Origin of the sequence: Nocardia sp. NPDC003269, from assembly GCF_042888005.1 — a bacterium.
GTDB lineage: Bacteria > Actinomycetota > Actinomycetes > Mycobacteriales > Mycobacteriaceae > Nocardia.
In genome coordinates this window covers 2,156,507-2,174,671 of the sequence record NZ_JBIAPA010000001.1, presented here as the reverse complement: position 1 = coordinate 2,174,671, position 18,165 = coordinate 2,156,507, and the positions used below count along the sequence as shown (strand labels likewise).

At 71.1% G+C, this 18,165-nt stretch carries 17 protein-coding genes; 5 read left to right on the top strand and 12 right to left on the bottom strand.

Annotation, left to right across the window (positions count from 1 at the left end; all coding sequences use genetic code 11):
• Window position 1: 1 nt before the first annotated feature.
• Window positions 2–937 (bottom strand): 4-(cytidine 5'-diphospho)-2-C-methyl-D-erythritol kinase, encoded by a 936-nt coding sequence (locus ACFYWJ_RS09960; RefSeq protein WP_355273383.1) that lies wholly within the window; start codon window positions 935–937, stop codon window positions 2–4.
• A gap of 152 nt (window positions 938–1,089) precedes the next feature.
• Here ACFYWJ_RS09960 and ACFYWJ_RS09955 point away from each other — a divergent pair, with 152 nt between their 5' ends.
• Window positions 1,090–1,296: a cation transporter gene (locus ACFYWJ_RS09955; RefSeq protein ID WP_355273385.1), complete on the top strand. Its 207-nt coding sequence runs from the start codon at window positions 1,090–1,092 to the stop codon at window positions 1,294–1,296.
• Between the two features lie 301 nt (window positions 1,297–1,597).
• On the opposite strand, the gene rsmA is transcribed toward ACFYWJ_RS09955, so the two are convergent.
• The 6 genes from rsmA to ACFYWJ_RS09925 all read right to left on the bottom strand — a co-directional run bounded on the left by rsmA (window position 1,598) and on the right by ACFYWJ_RS09925 (window position 8,639).
• On the bottom strand, window positions 1,598–2,479 hold the full coding sequence (gene rsmA, locus ACFYWJ_RS09950) for a 16S rRNA (adenine(1518)-N(6)/adenine(1519)-N(6))-dimethyltransferase RsmA (RefSeq protein WP_355273388.1): 882 nt from the start codon (window positions 2,477–2,479) through the stop codon (window positions 1,598–1,600).
• Window positions 2,480–2,513: 34 nt separating this feature from the next.
• Window positions 2,514–3,668 carry a lipase family protein gene (locus ACFYWJ_RS09945; RefSeq protein ID WP_355273390.1) on the bottom strand — a complete coding sequence of 385 codons (1,155 nt, stop codon included), beginning with the start codon at window positions 3,666–3,668 and terminating at the stop codon, window positions 2,514–2,516.
• 94 nt (window positions 3,669–3,762) lie between these two features.
• Entirely contained in the window at window positions 3,763–4,917 is a 1,155-nt protein-coding gene (locus ACFYWJ_RS09940; RefSeq protein WP_355273392.1) for a lipase family protein, read from the bottom strand.
• A gap of 118 nt (window positions 4,918–5,035) precedes the next feature.
• Window positions 5,036–6,181 carry an alpha/beta fold hydrolase gene (locus ACFYWJ_RS09935; protein WP_355273394.1) on the bottom strand — a complete coding sequence of 382 codons (1,146 nt, stop codon included), beginning with the start codon at window positions 6,179–6,181 and terminating at the stop codon, window positions 5,036–5,038.
• Between the two features lie 303 nt (window positions 6,182–6,484).
• Window positions 6,485–7,612, bottom strand: a complete 1,128-nt coding sequence (locus ACFYWJ_RS09930) for a transglycosylase family protein (protein ID WP_355273395.1) — start codon at window positions 7,610–7,612, stop codon at window positions 6,485–6,487.
• Between the two features lie 172 nt (window positions 7,613–7,784).
• Window positions 7,785–8,639 (bottom strand): TatD family hydrolase, encoded by an 855-nt coding sequence (locus ACFYWJ_RS09925; RefSeq protein ID WP_355273396.1) that lies wholly within the window; start codon window positions 8,637–8,639, stop codon window positions 7,785–7,787.
• Window positions 8,640–8,717: 78 nt separating this feature from the next.
• Here ACFYWJ_RS09925 and metG point away from each other — a divergent pair, with 78 nt between their 5' ends.
• Complete coding sequence (gene metG / locus ACFYWJ_RS09920) at window positions 8,718–10,286, top strand: methionine--tRNA ligase (RefSeq protein ID WP_355273399.1); 1,569 nt, start codon at window positions 8,718–8,720, stop codon at window positions 10,284–10,286.
• Between the two features lie 43 nt (window positions 10,287–10,329).
• Here metG and ACFYWJ_RS09915 read toward each other — a convergent pair whose 3' ends face one another.
• Complete coding sequence (locus tag ACFYWJ_RS09915) at window positions 10,330–11,082, bottom strand: isocitrate lyase/phosphoenolpyruvate mutase family protein (RefSeq protein WP_355273401.1); 753 nt, start codon at window positions 11,080–11,082, stop codon at window positions 10,330–10,332.
• A 45-nt stretch (window positions 11,083–11,127) separates the two neighbouring features.
• Complete coding sequence (soxR, locus tag ACFYWJ_RS09910) at window positions 11,128–11,613, bottom strand: redox-sensitive transcriptional activator SoxR (RefSeq protein ID WP_218717207.1); 486 nt, start codon at window positions 11,611–11,613, stop codon at window positions 11,128–11,130.
• 134 nt (window positions 11,614–11,747) lie between these two features.
• Between soxR and arcA the strand changes: the two genes are divergently transcribed.
• Both arcA and ACFYWJ_RS09900 read left to right on the top strand, forming a co-directional pair.
• Window positions 11,748–12,989 carry an arginine deiminase gene (gene arcA / locus ACFYWJ_RS09905; RefSeq protein ID WP_355273403.1) on the top strand — a complete coding sequence of 414 codons (1,242 nt, stop codon included), beginning with the start codon at window positions 11,748–11,750 and terminating at the stop codon, window positions 12,987–12,989.
• A gap of 6 nt (window positions 12,990–12,995) precedes the next feature.
• Window positions 12,996–13,355 carry a GntR family transcriptional regulator gene (locus tag ACFYWJ_RS09900; RefSeq protein ID WP_355273406.1) on the top strand — a complete coding sequence of 120 codons (360 nt, stop codon included), beginning with the start codon at window positions 12,996–12,998 and terminating at the stop codon, window positions 13,353–13,355.
• Between the two features lie 6 nt (window positions 13,356–13,361).
• Here the strand turns inward: ACFYWJ_RS09900 and ACFYWJ_RS09895 are convergent, their stop codons facing one another.
• A complete protein-coding gene (locus tag ACFYWJ_RS09895; protein WP_355274613.1) occupies window positions 13,362–14,939 on the bottom strand; it encodes a phospholipid carrier-dependent glycosyltransferase in 1,578 nt (525 codons plus the stop codon).
• Between the two features lie 156 nt (window positions 14,940–15,095).
• Between ACFYWJ_RS09895 and rsmI the strand changes: the two genes are divergently transcribed.
• Complete coding sequence (gene rsmI, locus ACFYWJ_RS09890; protein WP_355273409.1) at window positions 15,096–15,923, top strand: 16S rRNA (cytidine(1402)-2'-O)-methyltransferase; 828 nt, start codon at window positions 15,096–15,098, stop codon at window positions 15,921–15,923.
• A gap of 43 nt (window positions 15,924–15,966) precedes the next feature.
• Here the strand turns inward: rsmI and ACFYWJ_RS09885 are convergent, their stop codons facing one another.
• Both ACFYWJ_RS09885 and ACFYWJ_RS09880 read right to left on the bottom strand, forming a co-directional pair.
• Window positions 15,967–17,094, bottom strand: coding sequence for a glycosyltransferase (locus tag ACFYWJ_RS09885; RefSeq protein ID WP_355273411.1), 1,128 nt, complete (start codon window positions 17,092–17,094; stop codon window positions 15,967–15,969).
• Window positions 17,095–17,172: 78 nt separating this feature from the next.
• Window positions 17,173–18,162: a GAF domain-containing protein gene (locus tag ACFYWJ_RS09880; protein ID WP_355273414.1), complete on the bottom strand. Its 990-nt coding sequence runs from the start codon at window positions 18,160–18,162 to the stop codon at window positions 17,173–17,175.
• Window positions 18,163–18,165 lie beyond the last annotated feature (3 nt).

Genomic DNA, 18,165 nt, shown 5'->3' with positions numbered 1-18,165 from the left:
CTCAATGCTTCCCGTGCGCCTCGGTGTCGAGCACCCGAGCCCCCGGCACCGGACCGCTGGCCGTGCGCACACTGCGGCACACGCCCGCACCGGCCAGTTCGGCCGCCACCGCGATCGCCGCCTCCTCCGTCTCGCACAGGAACGCGCAGGTGGGGCCGGATCCGGAGACCAGACCGGCGAGCGCGCCCGCCCCGACCCCGGCGCGCAGCGTGCGCCGCAGCTCGGGCTTCAGCGACAGCGCCGCGGCCTGCAGATCGTTACCGAGCAGCGGCGCGAGGGTGTGCGGATCGCCCGCGGCCAGCGCCTGCATGAGTTTCTGCGGATCGCCCAGCCGCGGCGGATCGCCCTCGGCGCGTAGTCGATCGAGTTCGCGGAACACCGCCGGGGTGGACAGGCCGTCCTTGGCCAGCGCGAGCACCCAGTGAAAGGTGTTGCGCGACAGCACCGGAAGCAATCGCTCACCGCGCCCGGTGCCGAGCGCGGTGCCACCGTGCAGCGCGAACGGGACATCGCTGCCGAGTTCGGCGGCCACCGCGGACAGCTCGTCGCGGCCCAGGCCGAGGTCCCACAGTTCGTTCAGGCCGACCAGCGCGGCGGCCGCGTCGGCACTGCCGCCCGCCATGCCGCCCGCGACCGGAATACCCTTGGCGATGGCGATCTCCACCAGCGGCGCGCGCCCGGCCAGGTGCGCCAGGCGCACCGCGGCCTTCCAGACCAGGTTCTCCCGATCGGTCGGCACCTCGGCCGCGCCCTCGCCGGTGACCCGCACGGCCAGCGAGGCCGACGGGGCGAGTTCGAGCTCGTCGGCCAGCGACAATGCCTGGAAGACGGTGGTCAGGTCGTGATATCCGTCCGGACGCAGATCACCGACTCCGAGATGCAGGTTCACCTTCGAAGGAGCGCGCACGACGACCGGGCTGGGCACAACTGACAGCACGATCACCAAGCGTAACGGGTTACACCGACGAGTACGCGCGCTGAATCCTCGCCCGGCGGGCGGGGGTTGCGCCAGATACCCATAGGGGGTATGTTCATTCCTGTCGGGGACATACCCCTGGACCGTATGATCGAAGAGCGAAGGAGTCGGCCATGGCCACCACCACCTACACCGTCACGGGGATGACCTGCGGACACTGCGTGAGCTCGGTCAAGCAGGAGATCGGCAAGATCGACGGTGTCACCAGCGTCGACGTCGACCTGGCCAGCGGTCTCGTCAAGGTCGACAGCGCGAACGAGCTGACCGAGTCCGAGGTCGCCGCCGCCGTCGACGAAGCGGGGTACGAACTGGCTCGCTGACCCCCGATTCGCGAAGTCATCCGCGGCCCGCGCCCTCCGGCGCGGGCCGCGGCGCGTTCACCAGCGGTTCATCCGTCGCGACGACGCCGCGAATCATCCACAGCGTCATCCACATCTGCACCCAGCGGCCCGCCACCGGCGGTTTTCGCGCCGGACCGGTGATGTCCGTCCGTGCATCATGATCAACTCCGCCGGCGGCGAAAACCGGTTGTCCACAATTGCTTTCACAGGGTGTGCTGGCGCGCCCCGATGAACAGCCGGTGTACTGCGGGTTCGGCTGCGCGAGCCCGCGATTCGCGGACTATCCCTGGGCGGCCAGGCGGACGAACGCCGCGGTGTCGAGCGTCTCGCCGCGGGCGGTCGGATCGATGCCGGCCGCCACCAGCCTGCGCTCGGACTCCGCGGGCGAACCCGCCCAGCCGGACAGCGCCGAGCGCAACGTCTTCCGGCGCTGCGCGAAGGCGGCGTCGATCACCTCGAACACGCGCCTGCGATGCGCCTCGTCCATCGGCCACGGCGGTTCGGCGTAGCGATCGATGCGGACCAGGCCGGATTCGACGCGCGGCACCGGCCAGAAGACCTGGGTGCCGACCGCGCCCGCCCGGCGCACCTTGCCGAAGAAACCGGCCTTGACGCTCGGCACCCCGTACACCCGGTTGCCCGGCTCGGCCGCCAGCCGGTCGGCCACCTCGGCCTGCACCATCACCAGCGACACCCCGATGCTCGGCAGCACCGCGAGCAGGTGCAACAGCACCGGGACCGCCACGTTGTAGGGCAGGTTCGCGACCAGCGCGGTCGGCTCGGCGGGCAGCTGGTCGGGGCGCACGCGCAGGGCGTCGGCCTCGACGACCTGGAGCCGGTCGGCCAGGCCGGGGGCGCGGTCGGCGACGGTCTCGGGCAGGTAGTTGGCCAGCACCGGGTCGATCTCGACCGCGACCACCCGGTCGACCACGTCGAGCAGCGCCAGGGTCAGCGAGCCGAGACCGGGACCGACCTCGAGCACGGTGTCCTTCGGGCCGACGCCCGCGGCGGTGACGATGCGGCGCACCGTGTTCGCGTCGTGCACGAAGTTCTGCCCGAGCTGCTTGGTCGGCCGGACGCCGAAGCGTTCGGCCAGCGTCCGCACCTCGGCGGGACCGAGCAGTGCGGCGCTACCGCGCGCGGGAATCTCTGGTTCGGGCACCGCTAGAACCTACCAACCCGGTCGATCGAGCAGCTCAGCGCTGCGGCGGGGCGGCATTGATCCGCGCGAGGAAGGCGTCCATCGCGGCTCGCTGCTCCGCCGACACCGAGCCGTGCGTGCCCGTGCCGGGGACGACCTGCTGATCGACGCCGTTGGCGGCGAACTGCGCGACCAGCGCCGCGTGCAGCGGGGACGGCACGATCGTGTCGGCGACGTTCATGGTCAGCAGGATCGGGGCGTCGTAGCCGCTGGTCGGCAGGGTCATGTAGGCGGCGAGGACATCGCGCAGGCCGATCAGCGGGCGGGCGAGCAGGTCGCGGGCCGACAGGCCCTTGGTCGAGGCGATGATCGCGTCCAGGCACCGGTCGCCCGCGGCGTCGACGAGCGACTTACCCAGCGGCGTGAGGTAGGAGTCCACCTCGGCCTCGGGGTGGGTGGCGCGCAGTCCGGCCAGGATGCTGACGACGAACGAGGTGGCCGCGGCCAGCACCGGGATCTCCGGCAGCTCGGGCCCGATGAACGGCAGCACCTTCTCCACGTCGGAGGCGGCGTCGACGGCGATGGTGCCGCGGAAGTCCAGCTCGGGGGCGTAACTCTGCTGCACGTGCGCGGTGCTGAGCGCGGCGTGCCCGCCCTGCGAGACACCGAGGACGCTCCAGGTGCGCGACAGCTCGGGATCGGCGGCGCGGGCGGCCCGGACCAGATCGATGGTCGCGGTCGCCTCGCTGCGCACCTCGAGATACGGGTGCGGGCCGGTCTCGAAGCGGCCGAGGCCCAGGTAGTCGGGCGCGACCACGGCGTAGCCCTGGTCGACGAAGCGCTTGATCAGCGCGTCTTCGGCGGCACGATGCTGCGGCAGCGCCGCGAGTTCGGGATCGGCCTGGCCGCCGCAGCCCGGGCCGGAGCCGGAGGTGCCATGGTCGTAGGCCAGGATCGGCCAGCCGGTGGCCGGGGCATCGCCCGCGGGCAGATACATCGCGCCGCTGGCCGGGCGCGCGACGCCCGCCGAGTCGGTCATCCAGTACTCGACGACCGACCCGCGCGCCATTCCGTGCCACCCCGCGGGCTTGCGCTCCACCGAGATGATCGAACCGGGCGCTTCGGCGGCCGCGGGCGCGAACCCGGCGGCGCACAGCGCGCTCGCGGTGACGGCGGCGACGAGCGTCGCGCGGATCGTGGTCTTCGGCAACGGATTCAGCTCTCCACCAGGCGACAGTTCCTGGACGAGTGTACAGATCAGTCGCCGGTCCGCTCGGCGCGTCGAGCGCAGGCGACCCGCGTCGTCAGCGCCGCGGCGGCGCCGCGTTGACCCGGGCGACGAACCCGTCGAGCGCGTTCCACATCCGCTGATCGAGCACGGTGTGCTCGCCGAAGCCGGTCACCGTCTCGAAATCGACGCCACCGGCCGCGAGCTGGGCCACCAGCGCGGCGTGCAGCGGCGAGGGCACGACCGTGTCGGTCGCGTTGATCAGCAGCAGGATCGGCGCGTCGTAGCCACTGGTCGGCACGGTCATGTACGCGATCAGGGCCGGACGCAGCGGCCCGTCGGAGAGCCTGCGGGCGAACAGGTCACCGAAGCCGAGTCCCTTGACGTTCCGGACGATCTCGTCGATGCACTGGGTACCGGCGGCGTCGAGGATCTCCTTGCCCCGCGGCGTGAGATACGAGTCGACCTCGGCCTCGGGATGGGTGGCGCGCAGGCCCGCCAGGATGCTGACGGTGAAGCCGGTCAGGCCCGCGGTGCCCTCGATCTCCGGGAACCCGGGGCCGAGCAGCGGCAGGACCTTCTCCACATCGGAGGCCGGGTCGACGGCGGCAATGCCGCGGAAGTCCAGTTCGGGGGCGTAGCTCTGCTGCACGTGCGCGGCGCTCAGCGCGGCGTGCCCGCCCTGCGAGGCGCCGAGGACGGTCCAGGTGCGCGAGAGTTCGGGATGCGCCGCCCGCGCCGCGCGCACGAGATCGATGGTGGCGGTGGCCTCGCTGCGTACCTCCAGGTAGGGGTGCGGGCCGGTCTGGAAGCGGCCGAGCCCGAGGTAGTCCGGCGCGACGACGGCGTAGCCCTGGTCGACCAGGCGCCCGATCAGCTCGTCCTCGGCGGCCCGGTTGGCCGGCAGCGGGGCCAGGTCGGGATCGGCCTGACCACCGCAGCCGGGACCGGAGCCAAGGGTGCCGTGGTCGTAGGCGATGATCGGCCAGCCGGTGGCGGGCGCGGCGCCCGCGGGCAGGAACAGCGCACCGCTGGCCGGACGCTCGGCGCCCGCGGAATCGGTGGTCGTGTACTCGATCACCGAGCCGCGCGCCTGGCCGTGCCAGCCCGCGGGTCGCGCTTCGGTGGCCAGGACGTCACCGGGGGCCGCCGAAGCGGGCGCGTTGGCGGCCGTCACCAGCACGGCGGCGAGGGCGGCTGCGATCGCAACGCGGCTCATGGTCTTCGGCATCAGGGGGTCACCTTTCCGGCCGATCGGCAGGCAGCAATGAACTGGACGATCGTACAGTTCGCTGAACGGTTGCTTGGACACCGCTCGCGACCTGCGTCGGAGCGGGGAAGGGAACCGGTCAGCGCGCCCGGGCCAGGAAATCGTCGATCGCGGCGATCATCGCCGGGTTCAGTTCGCAGTGTTTGCCGGTGCCGACGACCGGGGTGTAGTCCACGCCGTTGGCGGTGAACTGGGCGGCCAGCGCGGCGTGCAGCGGCGAGGGCACCGTGCGGTCGGCGGCGTTGACCAGCAGCAGGATCGGCGCGTCGTAGCCGCTGGTCGGCACGGCCATGTAGTCGGCCATCACCGAGCGCAGCGGTTCGTCGCCGAGCGATCGGGTGAGCAGCTGCCCGAGCGTCAGATCCGCGACGCGCTCGTCGATCGCGTCCTGGCACAGGGTGCCGATCTCGTCGAGGACCTGGCGGCCCAGCGGGCTGAGGTAGCTGTCGACCTGCGCGTCCGGCCTGGCCGCCCGCAGCCCGGCCAGAATGCTCACCGAGAAACCGAGCACGCCGCCGCTGACCCGATCCGGATTGCCGGGCCCGAGCAGGGTGGCCACCTTCTCGACATCGGATTCCGGGTCGATGGCGATGGTCCCGCGGAAGTCCAGCTCGGGCGCGTAGCTCGCCTGCCGGTGCCCGGTGCCGAGCGCGGCCTGCCCGCCCTGCGACATGCCCGCCGCCACCCACACCGGCGACAGATCCGAGCGCACCGAGCGCACCGCCCGCAGCAGGTCGAGGGTGGCGGTGGCCTCGGTGTCGATGCCCAGATACGGATGCGGCCCGGTGTCGAACCGCCCGAGCCCCAGATAGTCCGGCGCGACGACGGCATACCCCTGCGCCACCAGATGACGCAGGAACTCGTCCTGCCCGGCCTGCGATTCCGGCCAGGGCGCACCCGCCGGATCGGACTGCCCGCCGCAGCCGGCACCGAGCCCGGTGGTCCCGTGATCGAAGGCGACCACCGGCCAGCCACCGGCGGGCGCGTCACCCTCGGGCAGGTACAGCGCACCGCTCGCGGGCTGCGTCACCCCGCCGACACCCCTGGTCCAGTAGTCGATGACCTGCGCTCCGGACATCCCGTGGAATCCGTCGGCCTGCGGAACGACCGCGATCACGGCCCCCGGCGCCTCCGCGTGCGCGGGCGTCAGCGGCACACAGACCCCCGCACCCACCGACAACGCCACCACGACAGCCGCCCGCCGCCAGGCCGAAACCCCACGCATCACTACCCACCCTCGACTCGACGAGCCGGGACAACGCACGAGACACAGACCCGGCGAAACGAGTGCAAACTACCCTGCGAATTCCGCTGGTCAACCCGACCCGCCGAAGCAAACCCAGATCAGGCACCAACAACCCACTCAGCCAACACGCCCCGACCTCGAGGAGGGGCAGGCCGACGCAGTCGGCCGTCGCGGCCGTCCCGCCGATCAGGCGCCGTTGCGTAGACGACGAAGGAGCAAGCAACGGTGCCTGATCGGCGGGACCGGAAGGGCCGCGACCTCGAGCGCCAGCGCTCCGAAGACTCAGCTCAGGCCGAGGCGTCCCGTGCACGCGGGCCAGGCGCCCCAGCCCTGCCGGGCGCGGGTGACCTCGGCGATGGCGATCTGCTCTTCGCGGGTGGCCAGGTCGGCGCGGGGGGCGTACTTCAGGCCGCCCTGGCGTTCCCAGGTGCTCTGGTCGAACTGGATGCCGCCGTAGTAGCCGTTGCCGGTGTTGATGGCCCAGTTGCCCGTCGACTCGCAGCGGGCCAGCGCGTCCCAGATCGCGCCGTCGCGCACCGGCGGCACCTCGGTGCCCGGCTTGGCGCCCTTGCGGATGGTCTTGGGCTGCGCCGGGGTGATGACGTTGGAGTTGGTCTGCACGCGGCTGGACTCGACACCGTTGGTCAGGGTGACCGCGAAGGTCGCCTCGTGCAGCCCGGCCTCGCCCGGGTTCTCCACGACGGTGCGGCTCATGTTCATGGTCGGGTCCTCGATCACCAGTTCGGTGGGATCGAGCGGCAGGGTCTCGGTGCGCTGCTCGACGCGCTGCCGGGTGACGGTCACCTTCATGCCCTCGGTGAGCGGCGTGGTGGCGGCCGGTTCGGTGAAGTCCTGGTCTTTGAGCGGAATGCCCGCGGCGGTGAGGAATTCGCCGATGGTGGCGGCGGCCAGGCGCACGTCGACCGCGGCGGCGGCGCCGTCGACGAGCGAGACGGTGCGCGGCGAGTAGACGCTGAGCGCGGCGCCTGCCAGCGGCAGCTTCTCGGTGCGGGTCGGCACGACGTGGGTGTCGGCCGGGATCTGCATCTGCGCGAGCGCGTCGCCCGCGGTGATGCCGGTGGTCCACACCTTGCGCTCGGTGCCGTCGACCGAGACGGTGATCTCGCGGCCTCGGTTGAGCGTGATGGTGGCGCCGTCGGAGACCTTGGACCCGGCGGCGGGGGTGACGGCGTCGTGCTCGGAGAGCTCGTAGCCGGCGTCGGCCAGGATGGCTCGCACATCACGGGACATGGTGGAGAGCTCGCTGCGCTCACCGTCGACGACCAGGGCGACCGTCTTGTGGTTCACGATGGCCATCGACGCACCGACCATGAGAATCAGCAGCATGGCCGCCACCGCCGCGTACAGCAGCGGCGAGCGAGACGAGTTGATCCGCGCAAAAGCCGACATGGTTACAGAACGATAACGACAAGGTTTGCCCCAGACAACACCGTGCGCCCCGATCAGCGGGATCGCAGGTCACGATTCGATATAGACGTCGCTGGTAGATAACGACTATGACCGGCGGATGTGAGCCGAAACACGTTTATCGTCCAGCCCCCTATCGACCGGACGAATCGGGCTAGCGGATCCGATACAGCCTGCGCGCGTTCGCGGTGGTGATCTCGGCCAGTTCCGCCGGGTCCTGTTCGCGCACCTCGGCCAGCGCCCGCACCGTGTACGGCAGGCAGTACGACTCGTTGGGCGCGCCGCGATACGGGTGCGGCGTCAGATACGGCGCGTCGGTCTCGACCAGGATCTGGTCGTCGGGCACCAGCTGGGCCGCCTCGCGCAGCTCGTGCGCGTTCTTGAAACTGACCGTGCCCGAGAAACTGAGCACGTATCCCTCGGCCACGCACGCCTGCGCCATGGTCGCGTCGGACGAGAAGCAGTGGAAGATCACGGTGTCCGGGGCGCCCTCGTCGAGCAGCACCGTGAGCAGGTCGTGGTCGGCCTCGCGGTTGTGGATCATCAGCGGCTTGCGGACCCGCTTGGCCAGGTCGATGTGCCAGCGGAAACCCTCGATCTGGGTCTCGATATCGGCGCAGCCGTCGAGCTTGCCGGGCCAGTAGTAGTCCAGACCGGTCTCGCCGATCGCGACCACGCGGGGGTCGGTGGCCAGGTACTCCAGCTCGGCCTTGGCCTTGTCGTCGAGGGCGTTGGCCCTGGTCGGATGCAGCGCGACGGCGGCGTAGACGCGCGGGTCCCACTGCGCGGCCTGCACGGCCCACTGCGCGGCGGCGAGATCGTCGGCGACGGTCACCACGTGCCCGACGCCCGCCGCGGCGGCGCGGTCCACGATCGCCGTGGTCGAGGCGGCATCGGTTGCGCCACAGGCGTCGAGGTGGGTGTGCGCATCGATCAGGGGCGCGAGCGGCGGCGGAAGGGGCGGAGCCGGACGATTCTGGTTTGCCACGCGGATTACAGTAGTTGCCATCATGAGCGAGCGAAGCGAGCGGACGAGCACAGCCGCATCTGCGGTCAGGACTGAGCTGAGCGCCAGCGAGGCTCAGTCATGAGCGCACTTGAAGGCGCCGAGGCGCCCGCCTTCTACATCACCACGGCCATCGCGTACCCCAACGGTGCGCCGCATATCGGGCACGCGTACGAGTACATCTCGACCGACGCGCTGGCCCGGTTCAAGCGACTCGACGGCTACGACGTGTTCTTCATGACCGGCACCGACGAGCACGGTCAGAAGATGCAGCAGACCGCGGCCACCGAGGGCATCCCGGTGCAGGAACTCGCGGCCCGCAACTCCGACGTCTTCGAGGCGATGGACAAGGCGCTCGACATCTCCTTCGACCGCTTCATCCGCACCACCGACGAGGACCACAAGGCCGCCAGCGTCGCCCTCTGGGAGAAGATGCTCGCCAACGGCGACATCTACCTGGGCAACTACTCCGGCTGGTACTCGGTGCGCGACGAGGCCTTCTACACCGAGGAGGAGACCACCCTCCTCGACGACGGCACCCGCGTCTCGACCGAGACCCACACCCCGGTCACCTGGACCGAGGAGTCGAACTACTTCTTCAAGCTCTCCGAGTACCAGGACAAGCTGCTGGCGCTCTACGAGGAGCAGCCGGAGTTCATCGCGCCCGCGACCCGGCGCAACGAGATCGTGAGCTACGTCAAGGCCGGCCTGAAGGATCTGTCGATCTCGCGGACCACCTTCGACTGGGGCGTCCCGGTGCCCGGCCACCCCGATCACGTCATGTACGTGTGGGTCGACGCGCTCACCAACTACCTGACCGGTGTCGGCTTCCCGCACACCGATTCGGCCGCGTTCCAGAAGTTCTGGCCCGCCAACGTGCACATCATCGGCAAGGACATCACCCGGTTCCACACGGTGTACTGGCCCGCGTTCCTGATGTCGGCCGGGATCGAGCTGCCGGACCGCGTCTTCGTGCACGGGTTCCTGTACAACAAGGGCGAGAAGATGTCGAAGTCGACGGGCAATGTCGTCGACCCGCTCGCCCTGGTGTCGACCTACGGCCTGGACCAGGTGCGCTTCTTCCTGCTGCGCGAGATCTCCTACGGCCAGGACGGCAGCTACAGCAACGACGCCATCGCGGGCCGGATCAACGCCGACCTGGCCAACGAGTTCGGCAACCTGGTCCAGCGCAGCCTGACCATGGTCAACAAGAACTGCGACGCCAAGGCACCAGCGCCGGGCGCGTTCACCGAGGACGACCAGGCCCTGCTCGACCGCGCCAACGCCCTGCTGGAGCGCTGCCGCGCCGACTTCGACGCCCAGCAGATGCACCTGGCGCTGGAGGCCATCTGGCTGACCCTCGGCGAGACCAACCGGTACTTCTCCGCCAATGCCCCGTGGGCGCTGCGCAAGTCGGGCACCGAGGAAGACCTGGCCAGGATGGCCACGGTCCTCTACGTCACGCTCGAGGTGGTCCGGATCGTGGCGATCCTGGTGCAGCCGGTGATGCCGGGTTCGGCCGCGAAGATCCTGGACCTGCTGGCCCAGGACGGCCGCGCCTTCGCCGATATCGCCACTCCCCTGGTCCCCGGGATCGACCTGCCCGCGCCGGAACCGGTGTTCCCGCGCTACGTCGAACCCAAGGAGTGAGTCGCGGTGGCGCACGGCGGCTCGCCGTGCGCCACGCCGCACCTCAGTTCCAGGCGGCGAGCAGCTTGCTCGCTTCGGCGCCGAGTGCCGCCTGCAACAGCGGCCCGAAGCTGATCCGGCCGACGCCGAGTTCGGCGAGATGCGCCCTGGCCGGCGTCCCCGGCTGTGCGATCGCGTTGATCGGCAACGGCAGTTCGGTGGCGAGCCTGCGCTGGACCTCGTCGGAGTGCCAGCCCACCGGGTACAGCGAATCCGCGCCGGCGGCGGCGGCCAGCCGCAGCCGGGCGATCACCCGATCGACCCGGTCTGCCTCGTCCCCGTCCTGACGCAGGAACAGATCGGTGCGCGCGTTCACCACGACGTGCACCCCCGCCGCGTCGGCCGACGCGCGCAGCCCGCCCACCAGCTCGGCGTGCTCCTCGGGCGAGCGCAGCCGCTTGCCCTCGCTGTGCACGGTGTCCTCGATATTGAGCCCGACCGCGCCCGCGCCGAGCAGCCCCTCGATCAGCCGCGCGGGTTCGAGCCCGTAGCCCGACTCGATGTCCACCGAGACCGGCACCTCCACTGCCCCGGTCACCTGCGTGACGCGCGCGAGCAGTTCGTCGAAGGTCATCCCCTCGCCGTCGCTGCGCCCGACCGAATCGGCGACCGGATGGCTACCCAGCGTGAGCCCCGAAAAGCCTGCGGCCACAGCGACATTCGCCGACCACGCGTCCCACACGGTCGGCAGCACCACCGGATCACCGGGCTGGTGCAGTTCGAGCAGAGTCTTCGCTTTCGCGTCCAGAGAGGTCATACCCGCGATGATGCCGCACCGCGGCCGCGCGCGCCGTAGACCGAGCTAGACGCACCCCGATCGCGGCGGGCAGTTGAGCTGGACATCGAGCACGCGCGCGCCCGGCCCCTCCGCGCCGAGCCGGTCGTGTTCGTTGACGAGCTTGCACGAGCCCAGCGACAGGCACCCGCAGCCGATGCAGCCGGTGAGGTTGTCGCGCAGCCGGGTGAGCTGGGTGATGCGGTCGTCGAGGTCCTCGCGCCAGGTGGTGGACAGCGTCTCCCAATCGCGACGGGTGGGCGTGCGGCCTTCGGGGAGCCGGTCCAGCGCCGAGCGGATCTCACTGAGTGGGATGCCGACGCGCTGGGAGATGCGGATGAAAGCGACCCGGCGCAGCGTTTCGCGAGCGTAGCGCCGTTGATTGCCGCTGGTTCGACGACTCGATATGAGACCTTCACGTTCGTAGAAGTGCAACGCGGACACTGCAACTCCACTACGATCGGATAGCTGCCCGGGGGTCAGCTCCTTCGTTTGCCAATCGGCCGTCGTCATCTGCGCTCCTCCCGTTTTCGCCCTCAACAATACTTGAGGTTTTCGTGGCGTGTACGAAAAACGGGAGGACTCCGCACCCACCGGGTCTGCGGGTCTTCCGTGCCGACGCGCGCTCCGCGGATTACGGTTTCCGCATGGGAACCGCCCCCGACTCACGCCTGGCCGTCACCTCCGAGGTCGGCACGCTCCGGACGGTGCTGCTGCACCGCCCCGGCGACGAACTGCGCAGGCTCACCCCCAGCAACAACGATCAGCTGCTGTTCGACGGCATCCCCTGGGTCGAACGCGCGCAAGCCGAGCATGATTCCTTCGCCGCCCTGCTGCGCGAACGCGGCGTGGAAGTCCTGCTGCTGTCGGACCTGCTCGCCGAGACGCTCGAGGTGAGCGGCGCGGCCAGGATCCAGGGTATCTCCGCCGCCGTCGACGCCCGCAGGCTGGGCCACGGCCTGGCCGACCAGCTCGCGGCCGAGCTGCGCAAGGTCGAGGCCCGCGAGCTCGCCGACATCCTGATGGCCGGGATGACCTTCGACGAGCTGCCGTTCGGCCCGGACACCACCTCGCTGGTGCGCCGGATGCACCACGGCGGCGACTTCGTCATCGACCCGCTGCCCAATCTGCTGTTCACCAGGGACTCCTCGTTCTGGGTCGGCCCCAAGGTCGCGATCACCTCGCTCGCGCTGCCCGCCCGCATCCGCGAGACCTCGATCACCGATCTCGTCTACGCCTTCCACCCGCGCTTCCTCGGCGTGCGCCGCGCCTACGAATCGCACACCGCGCCGATCGAGGGCGGTGACGTGCTGCTGCTCGCGCCGGGCGTGGTCGCGGTCGGCGTCGGCGAGCGGACCACCCCCGCCGGCGCGGAAGCGCTGGCGCGCAGCCTCTTCGACGACGACCTCGCGCACACCGTGCTGGTGGTGCCGATCGCGCAGAACCGCGCGACCATGCACCTGGACACCGTGTGCACGATGGTCGACACCGACGCGGTGGTGATGTATCCGGGCGTGCGGGAAACCCTGCGGGCCTTCACGATCCGCCGCGAGGACGGCTTCTCCGGCCGCGGCGACCTGGACCGGATCAGCATCACCGGACCCGAACCGTTCCTGCCCGCCGCGGCCGCCGCCATGGGCATCGCGAACCTGCGGGTGATCGACACCGGCCGCGACGGGCCGACCGCCGAACGCGAGCAGTGGGACGACGGCAACAACACGCTGGCGCTCGCGCCCGGCGTCGTGGTGGCCTACGAGCGCAACGAGATGACCAATTCGCGGCTGACCGACGCCGGTGTCGAGGTGCTCACCATCCAGGGCTCGGAGCTGGGCTCCGGCCGGGGCGGTCCGCGCTGCATGTCCTGCCCCCTGGCCCGAGACGAGGTGTGAGCGAGCGTGTTCCACGTCGAGCTGTCCGCCGATTCCGCCCAACCGCCCTACGAGCAGTTGCGCATGGCCGTGATCGAACAGGTCCGCGCGGGCACGCTCACCGCGGGCACCAAGATCCCGACCGTGCGCGCCCTGGCCGCCGACCTCGGCATCGCGCCGAACACCGTCGCCCGCGCCTACCGGGAACTCGAAGCCGACGGCGTGCTCGAGACCCGGGGCCGCCAGGGCTCGTTCATCGCCTCCTCCGGTGACCCCACCCGGGACATCGCGGGCCGCGCCGCCGTCGACTACGTGGCGACCATCCGGCGGCTGGGCCTGCCCGACGCCGACGCCGTCACCTTCGTCCAGCGCGCGCTGGACAGCTGACCCCGGCTAGCGCCAGCTCGGGAGCCAGAGGTGGTCCTGCCAGCTGGCCGGACTGATCGGCTGGGCGGTGAGAATCGGCCACAGCCAGACGAAATTCGCGATCACCAGGCCCAGATAGATGCTGACGATCAGCAGGCCCAGGGCGTAGCGCTCGTTCACCGGGGCCGGGAGATACGTGCCGGTGGGACTGCGCGGTATCCCCGCCGGCCGGGCCGAACCGAGGATGTCACCGAGGATCAGCGCGACGCCCATCGCCAGGAACGGCGCGAGCACCACCGCGTAGAAGAAGTACATCTGCCGGTCCAGGGTCAGGAACCAGGGCAGCAGGCCCGCGCCGTAGCCGACGAGCACCGCCGCGTAGCGCCAGTCCTTGCGCACCACCGAGCGCCACAGCATCCAGCCGAGCGCGGGCAGCGCCAGCCACCACAGCGCGGGGGTGCCGACGGCCATTACGGCCTTGACGCACTGCGACTCGCCACAACCGGTGACGGTGCCGTCGGCGTAGTAGTAGAGCATCGGGCGCAGGCCCATCGGCCAGGTCCACGGCTTGGATTCCCACGGGTGATGGTTGCCCGCGGAATTGGTCAGGCTGGAATGGAAGTCGAGGGTCTCGCCCTGGTAGTACCAGAGCGAGCGCAGCGCGTCGGGCAGGAACGCGAACGGTCCGCCGGTGCCGACCTGATTGCCGACCGCGTACCGGTACACCCCGGACTCGCTGGCGAACCAGGCCCAGTACGAGGACAGATACACCACCAGCGGAATCACGACGAGCGCGTACAGCGCCGGACCGACATCGCGAACCAGCGTGCCGACCCACGGCCTGCGCACCCCGTACGCGCGCCGCGCGCTGACGTCGAAGGCCACGCTGAGCAGGCCGAAGAACATGATGAAGTAGATGCCCGACCACTTGGTGCCGCAGGCCAGCCCGAGCAGCACGCCCGCGCCGAACCGCCACCAGCGCACGCCGAGTCGCGGTCCCCAGTCGGTGATCCCGACCCGGCCCGCCAGATCCGCGCGGGCCAGCCGTGCGCGCACGTCGTCGCGGTCGACGATGAGACAGCCGAACGCGGCGGTCACCAGCAGCGCCATGAAGATGTCGAGCATGCCGATGCGGGAGGAGACGAAGGTCAGCCCGTCGGCGATGAGCAGGATGCCGGCGAACGCGCCGATCAGCGTCGAGCGCGACATGCGCCGCACGATCCGGATCACCAGCAGGACCAGGACGGTGCCCGCCAGCGCCGCCGTGCCGCGCCAGCCCCAGGCGTTGTAACCGAACAGCGCCTCGCTGATCGCGATGAACTGCTTGCCGACCGGCGGATGCACCACCAGGCCGTAGGCGGGGTTGTCCTCCACGCCACCGCCGGTGACCATCTGCCAGGCCTGCGGCGCGTAGTGCTTCTCGTCGAAGACGGGGGTGCGCGCGTCGGTCGGATAGTTCAGGTTCGCGAACCGGGTGATGGCCGCGATCGCGGTGAGTACCAAGGTGACCGCCCAGCCGCGGGCGGTGTCGAGCGGGCCGAAATCCGGCGTCGGTCGCAGCGGAGCCGGACCGACCAGCACGGAGGCGGGCCGTGACGGTGGCATCGCACGCGTTTCGGTCACCGGGATCACGCCCCGATCGTAGGCGGTGCGCCCAGTGAAGTCCGACCCGACACTTGTCCCCCTCCTCCGATGCGCGAACCGGCGGGGCGCGCGCGCCTGACAGAATGACCCAAACTACCGGAGAGGCTGGACGACACTGTGTTGGTCTTAGCGGCTACGCCGATGGGCGACATCGGGGACGCGTCCCAGCGACTGCGCGACGCGCTCGGCTCGGCCGATGTGGTCGCCGCGGAGGACACCCGCCGGACCAAATCGCTGGCCAAGGCGCTGGGCGTGGAGATCACCGGCCGGGTGGTCAGCTTCTACGACCACGTCGAAACCGCCCGCATCCCCGCCCTGCTCGACGACCTCGCCAGTGGCCTGACCGTGCTGCTGGTGACCGACGCGGGCATGCCGTCGGTCAGCGACCCCGGCTATCGCCTGGTCGCCGCCGCCGTCGAACGCGATCTCCCGGTCACCTGCCTGCCCGGCCCGTCCGCGGTCACCACCGCGCTCGCGCTGTCCGGGCTGCCGGTCGAGCGGTTCTGCTTCGACGGTTTCGCGCCGCGCAAGGGTGGTCAGCGCCGGGAGTGGTTGCGCACCTTGGCCGCCGAACAGCGCGCGTGCGTCTTCTTCGAGGCGCCGCACCGGCTGGCCGACTGCCTGGCCGATGCGGTCACCGTCCTCGGGCCCGACCGGCGCGCGGCCGTCTGCCGGGAACTCACCAAGACCTACGAGGAGGTCGTGCGCGGCACGCTCGGCGAGCTCGCCGCCTGGGCCGTCGAGGGCGCGCGCGGGGAGATCACCGTGGTACTCGCCGGGGCCCAGCCGGTCTCGGCCGATCCCGCCGATCTGGTGGCCGAGGTGGAGGCCCTGGTCGAGTCCGGTCTGCGGCTCAAGGACGCGTGCGCCGAGGTCTCGGCGGGGCGTGGCGCTTCCCGGAAAGACCTGTACGAGGCGGTCCTGGCCGCCCGCAGCGAGAGCTGAGCCGCCGCGCGGCTCCGCCCGGGCCGGCGAGTTCCGCACCGGCTCAGCGATCGAGGACGGCGAGCATGCCCGCGACGGCCCGCGGCCAGGTGAACTGTTCGGCGCGGGTGCGGGCCGCTTTGCGGCGGCCCGAGGTGGGCATGGCCAGGACGTCGGTGACGGCCTGGGCGAAGGCGCGCGGACGGTCGGCGGCGATGGCGCCGCATTCGGCGGTGACGATGTCGGCCAGTGCCGAGGAGCGGCTGGCGACGACCGGGGTGCCCGCGGCGAGTGCTTCCAGGGCGGCGAGGCCGAAGGTCTCGTGTGGGCCGGGGGCGAGTGAGACATCCGCGGTGGCAAGCAGTTTCGCGACCATGGACCGGTCGCTGATGAAGCCGGTGAAGTGGACCGACGGCGCGCCGCCGGGCAGCGCGGGCAGAGTGCGGGCGCGGCGTTCGAGCGATTCGCGGCGCGGTCCGTCACCGGCGACGACCAGCCGGGCGGGCAGCCCGGCGCGATGCAGCGCGCCCACCGCCTCGATGCTGCGGTCGACCCGCTTCTCCACTGACAACCGGCCGCAGTGCACCAGCAGCGGATGCCCCTCGACCCCGAGGTCGGCACGCAACCTGTGGTCGCGCCGGCGCGGACTGAACAGGTCGAGGTCGACGCCGAGCGGCACCAGTTCCACATTGGGGGCGCCGATGCGCTGGAACTCCTCGCGCGCGAAGTCGGTCGTGCACACCACCATGTCGTAGTCGTCGGCGGTGCGGCGGTTGGCCACGTCGGCGCACCGCCGCGCGGCGGGCCCCGGCAGGAACTGCCCGAGCAGCCGATCGAGCCGCTCGTGCGAGATCATCACGCTCGCCACCCCGCGCCGCCCGGCCCACCGCCCGAACCCGCGCAGCGTGAGCCGATCCGACACCTCGAGCACATCGGGCCGCAGCCCACCGAGCACATCGGCGACCCGCCGCGGATCGGCCGCCCGATACCCACCGGTGAACGGAATGGCCACCGCGGGCAGGGTGATCCGCAACGCCCCGGTCGGCAGCACTTCCTCACCGCGCCGCGCCCCCGGCACGATCAGCACCACCTCGTGCCCCGCCGCGACATACCCCTCCCCCAGGTGATGCAGGGCGGTGCGCAACCCACCCGATCGCGGGCCGTAGAAATTGGCGAGCTGCACGATGCGCACTCGCCGATCGTCCAGCCGCGCGGGTTACCCACGGAACCGGGCCGTGGAACAGCGCGTGAACAGCGGCGAAAGAAGCGGCTAACCGGATTCGGGTGGGTCGTCGGACCAGACGCGGAGGAGGCCGTGGCCGGTGGCGGCCGTGGTGATGGTGACCAGTTCGGCGTTGGCGCGGATCCAGGGGGTCTCGGCGAAGCGGACGCGGAGGGCGAGGCGGCGCGACGTGCCGGGGTGGTGGGCGACGTCGGCGCAGGCGGCGCGGAGGGCGGCGAGGTCGATCGGGTCGACGGTGGGGCGTTCCACCGCCCAGCGGTCCAGTGGGGGTGGCGGGTCGCCCGCCCACTCGTAGATGAGGCCGCTGGACAGCAGGATCAGGCCGACGCCGACGCCGCTGTGCTGGGAGACCGCGCGCAGCATCGTGATGTCGGGGTCGACCGCCGCGGCGTCGTCGAGTTCGGGGATGGCGTGCATCAGGGCGCTCACCCGGCGCGGGCCGGGGCGGGCCCTGGTGATCATCTGGAACCGGCGCGGGCACTCGTCGTCGCCGAGCATGTCGACCTGGCCCTGCCAGCGTCCGCCCGGTGCCAGCTCGGTGGCCATGGCGAAGTACTCGACCCGGCCGTCGAAGCGGACCATCCGGCCGAACGCGTCGGGCGGGGTGCGGATCACCCGCACGTGCTCGGGTTCCCTGGCAAAGACGAGTTCCTCCAGGCCGGGGCCGTGGTGGGCCAGTTCGGTCACCGAGTCCCAGTCCCAGGCCGCGACCCGGCGGCGGGGCCGCACCGGCGCGTCGACCGGGCCGGTCCAGACCTGCACGCCGTGGATACCGCCGAACGCGCACCGCACGGGCTCGGTGAGCACCAGGGTGTCACCGACGACATCGCGGGTCGATTCGCCGCGCTCCTGGCACCGCCGCACCGCCTCGCGCAGCAGCCGCGCCCTGGCCGTCCCGATCGCGCGCGGCCACCGCGACGGTGGGAGCCAGTCGCGCGGGTGCGCGTCCACCGCGACCAGCGTCGGCGCGAGATCCTCGGCGAGGGTCTCCACCAGCAGCCATCCGCCTGCCGACATCAC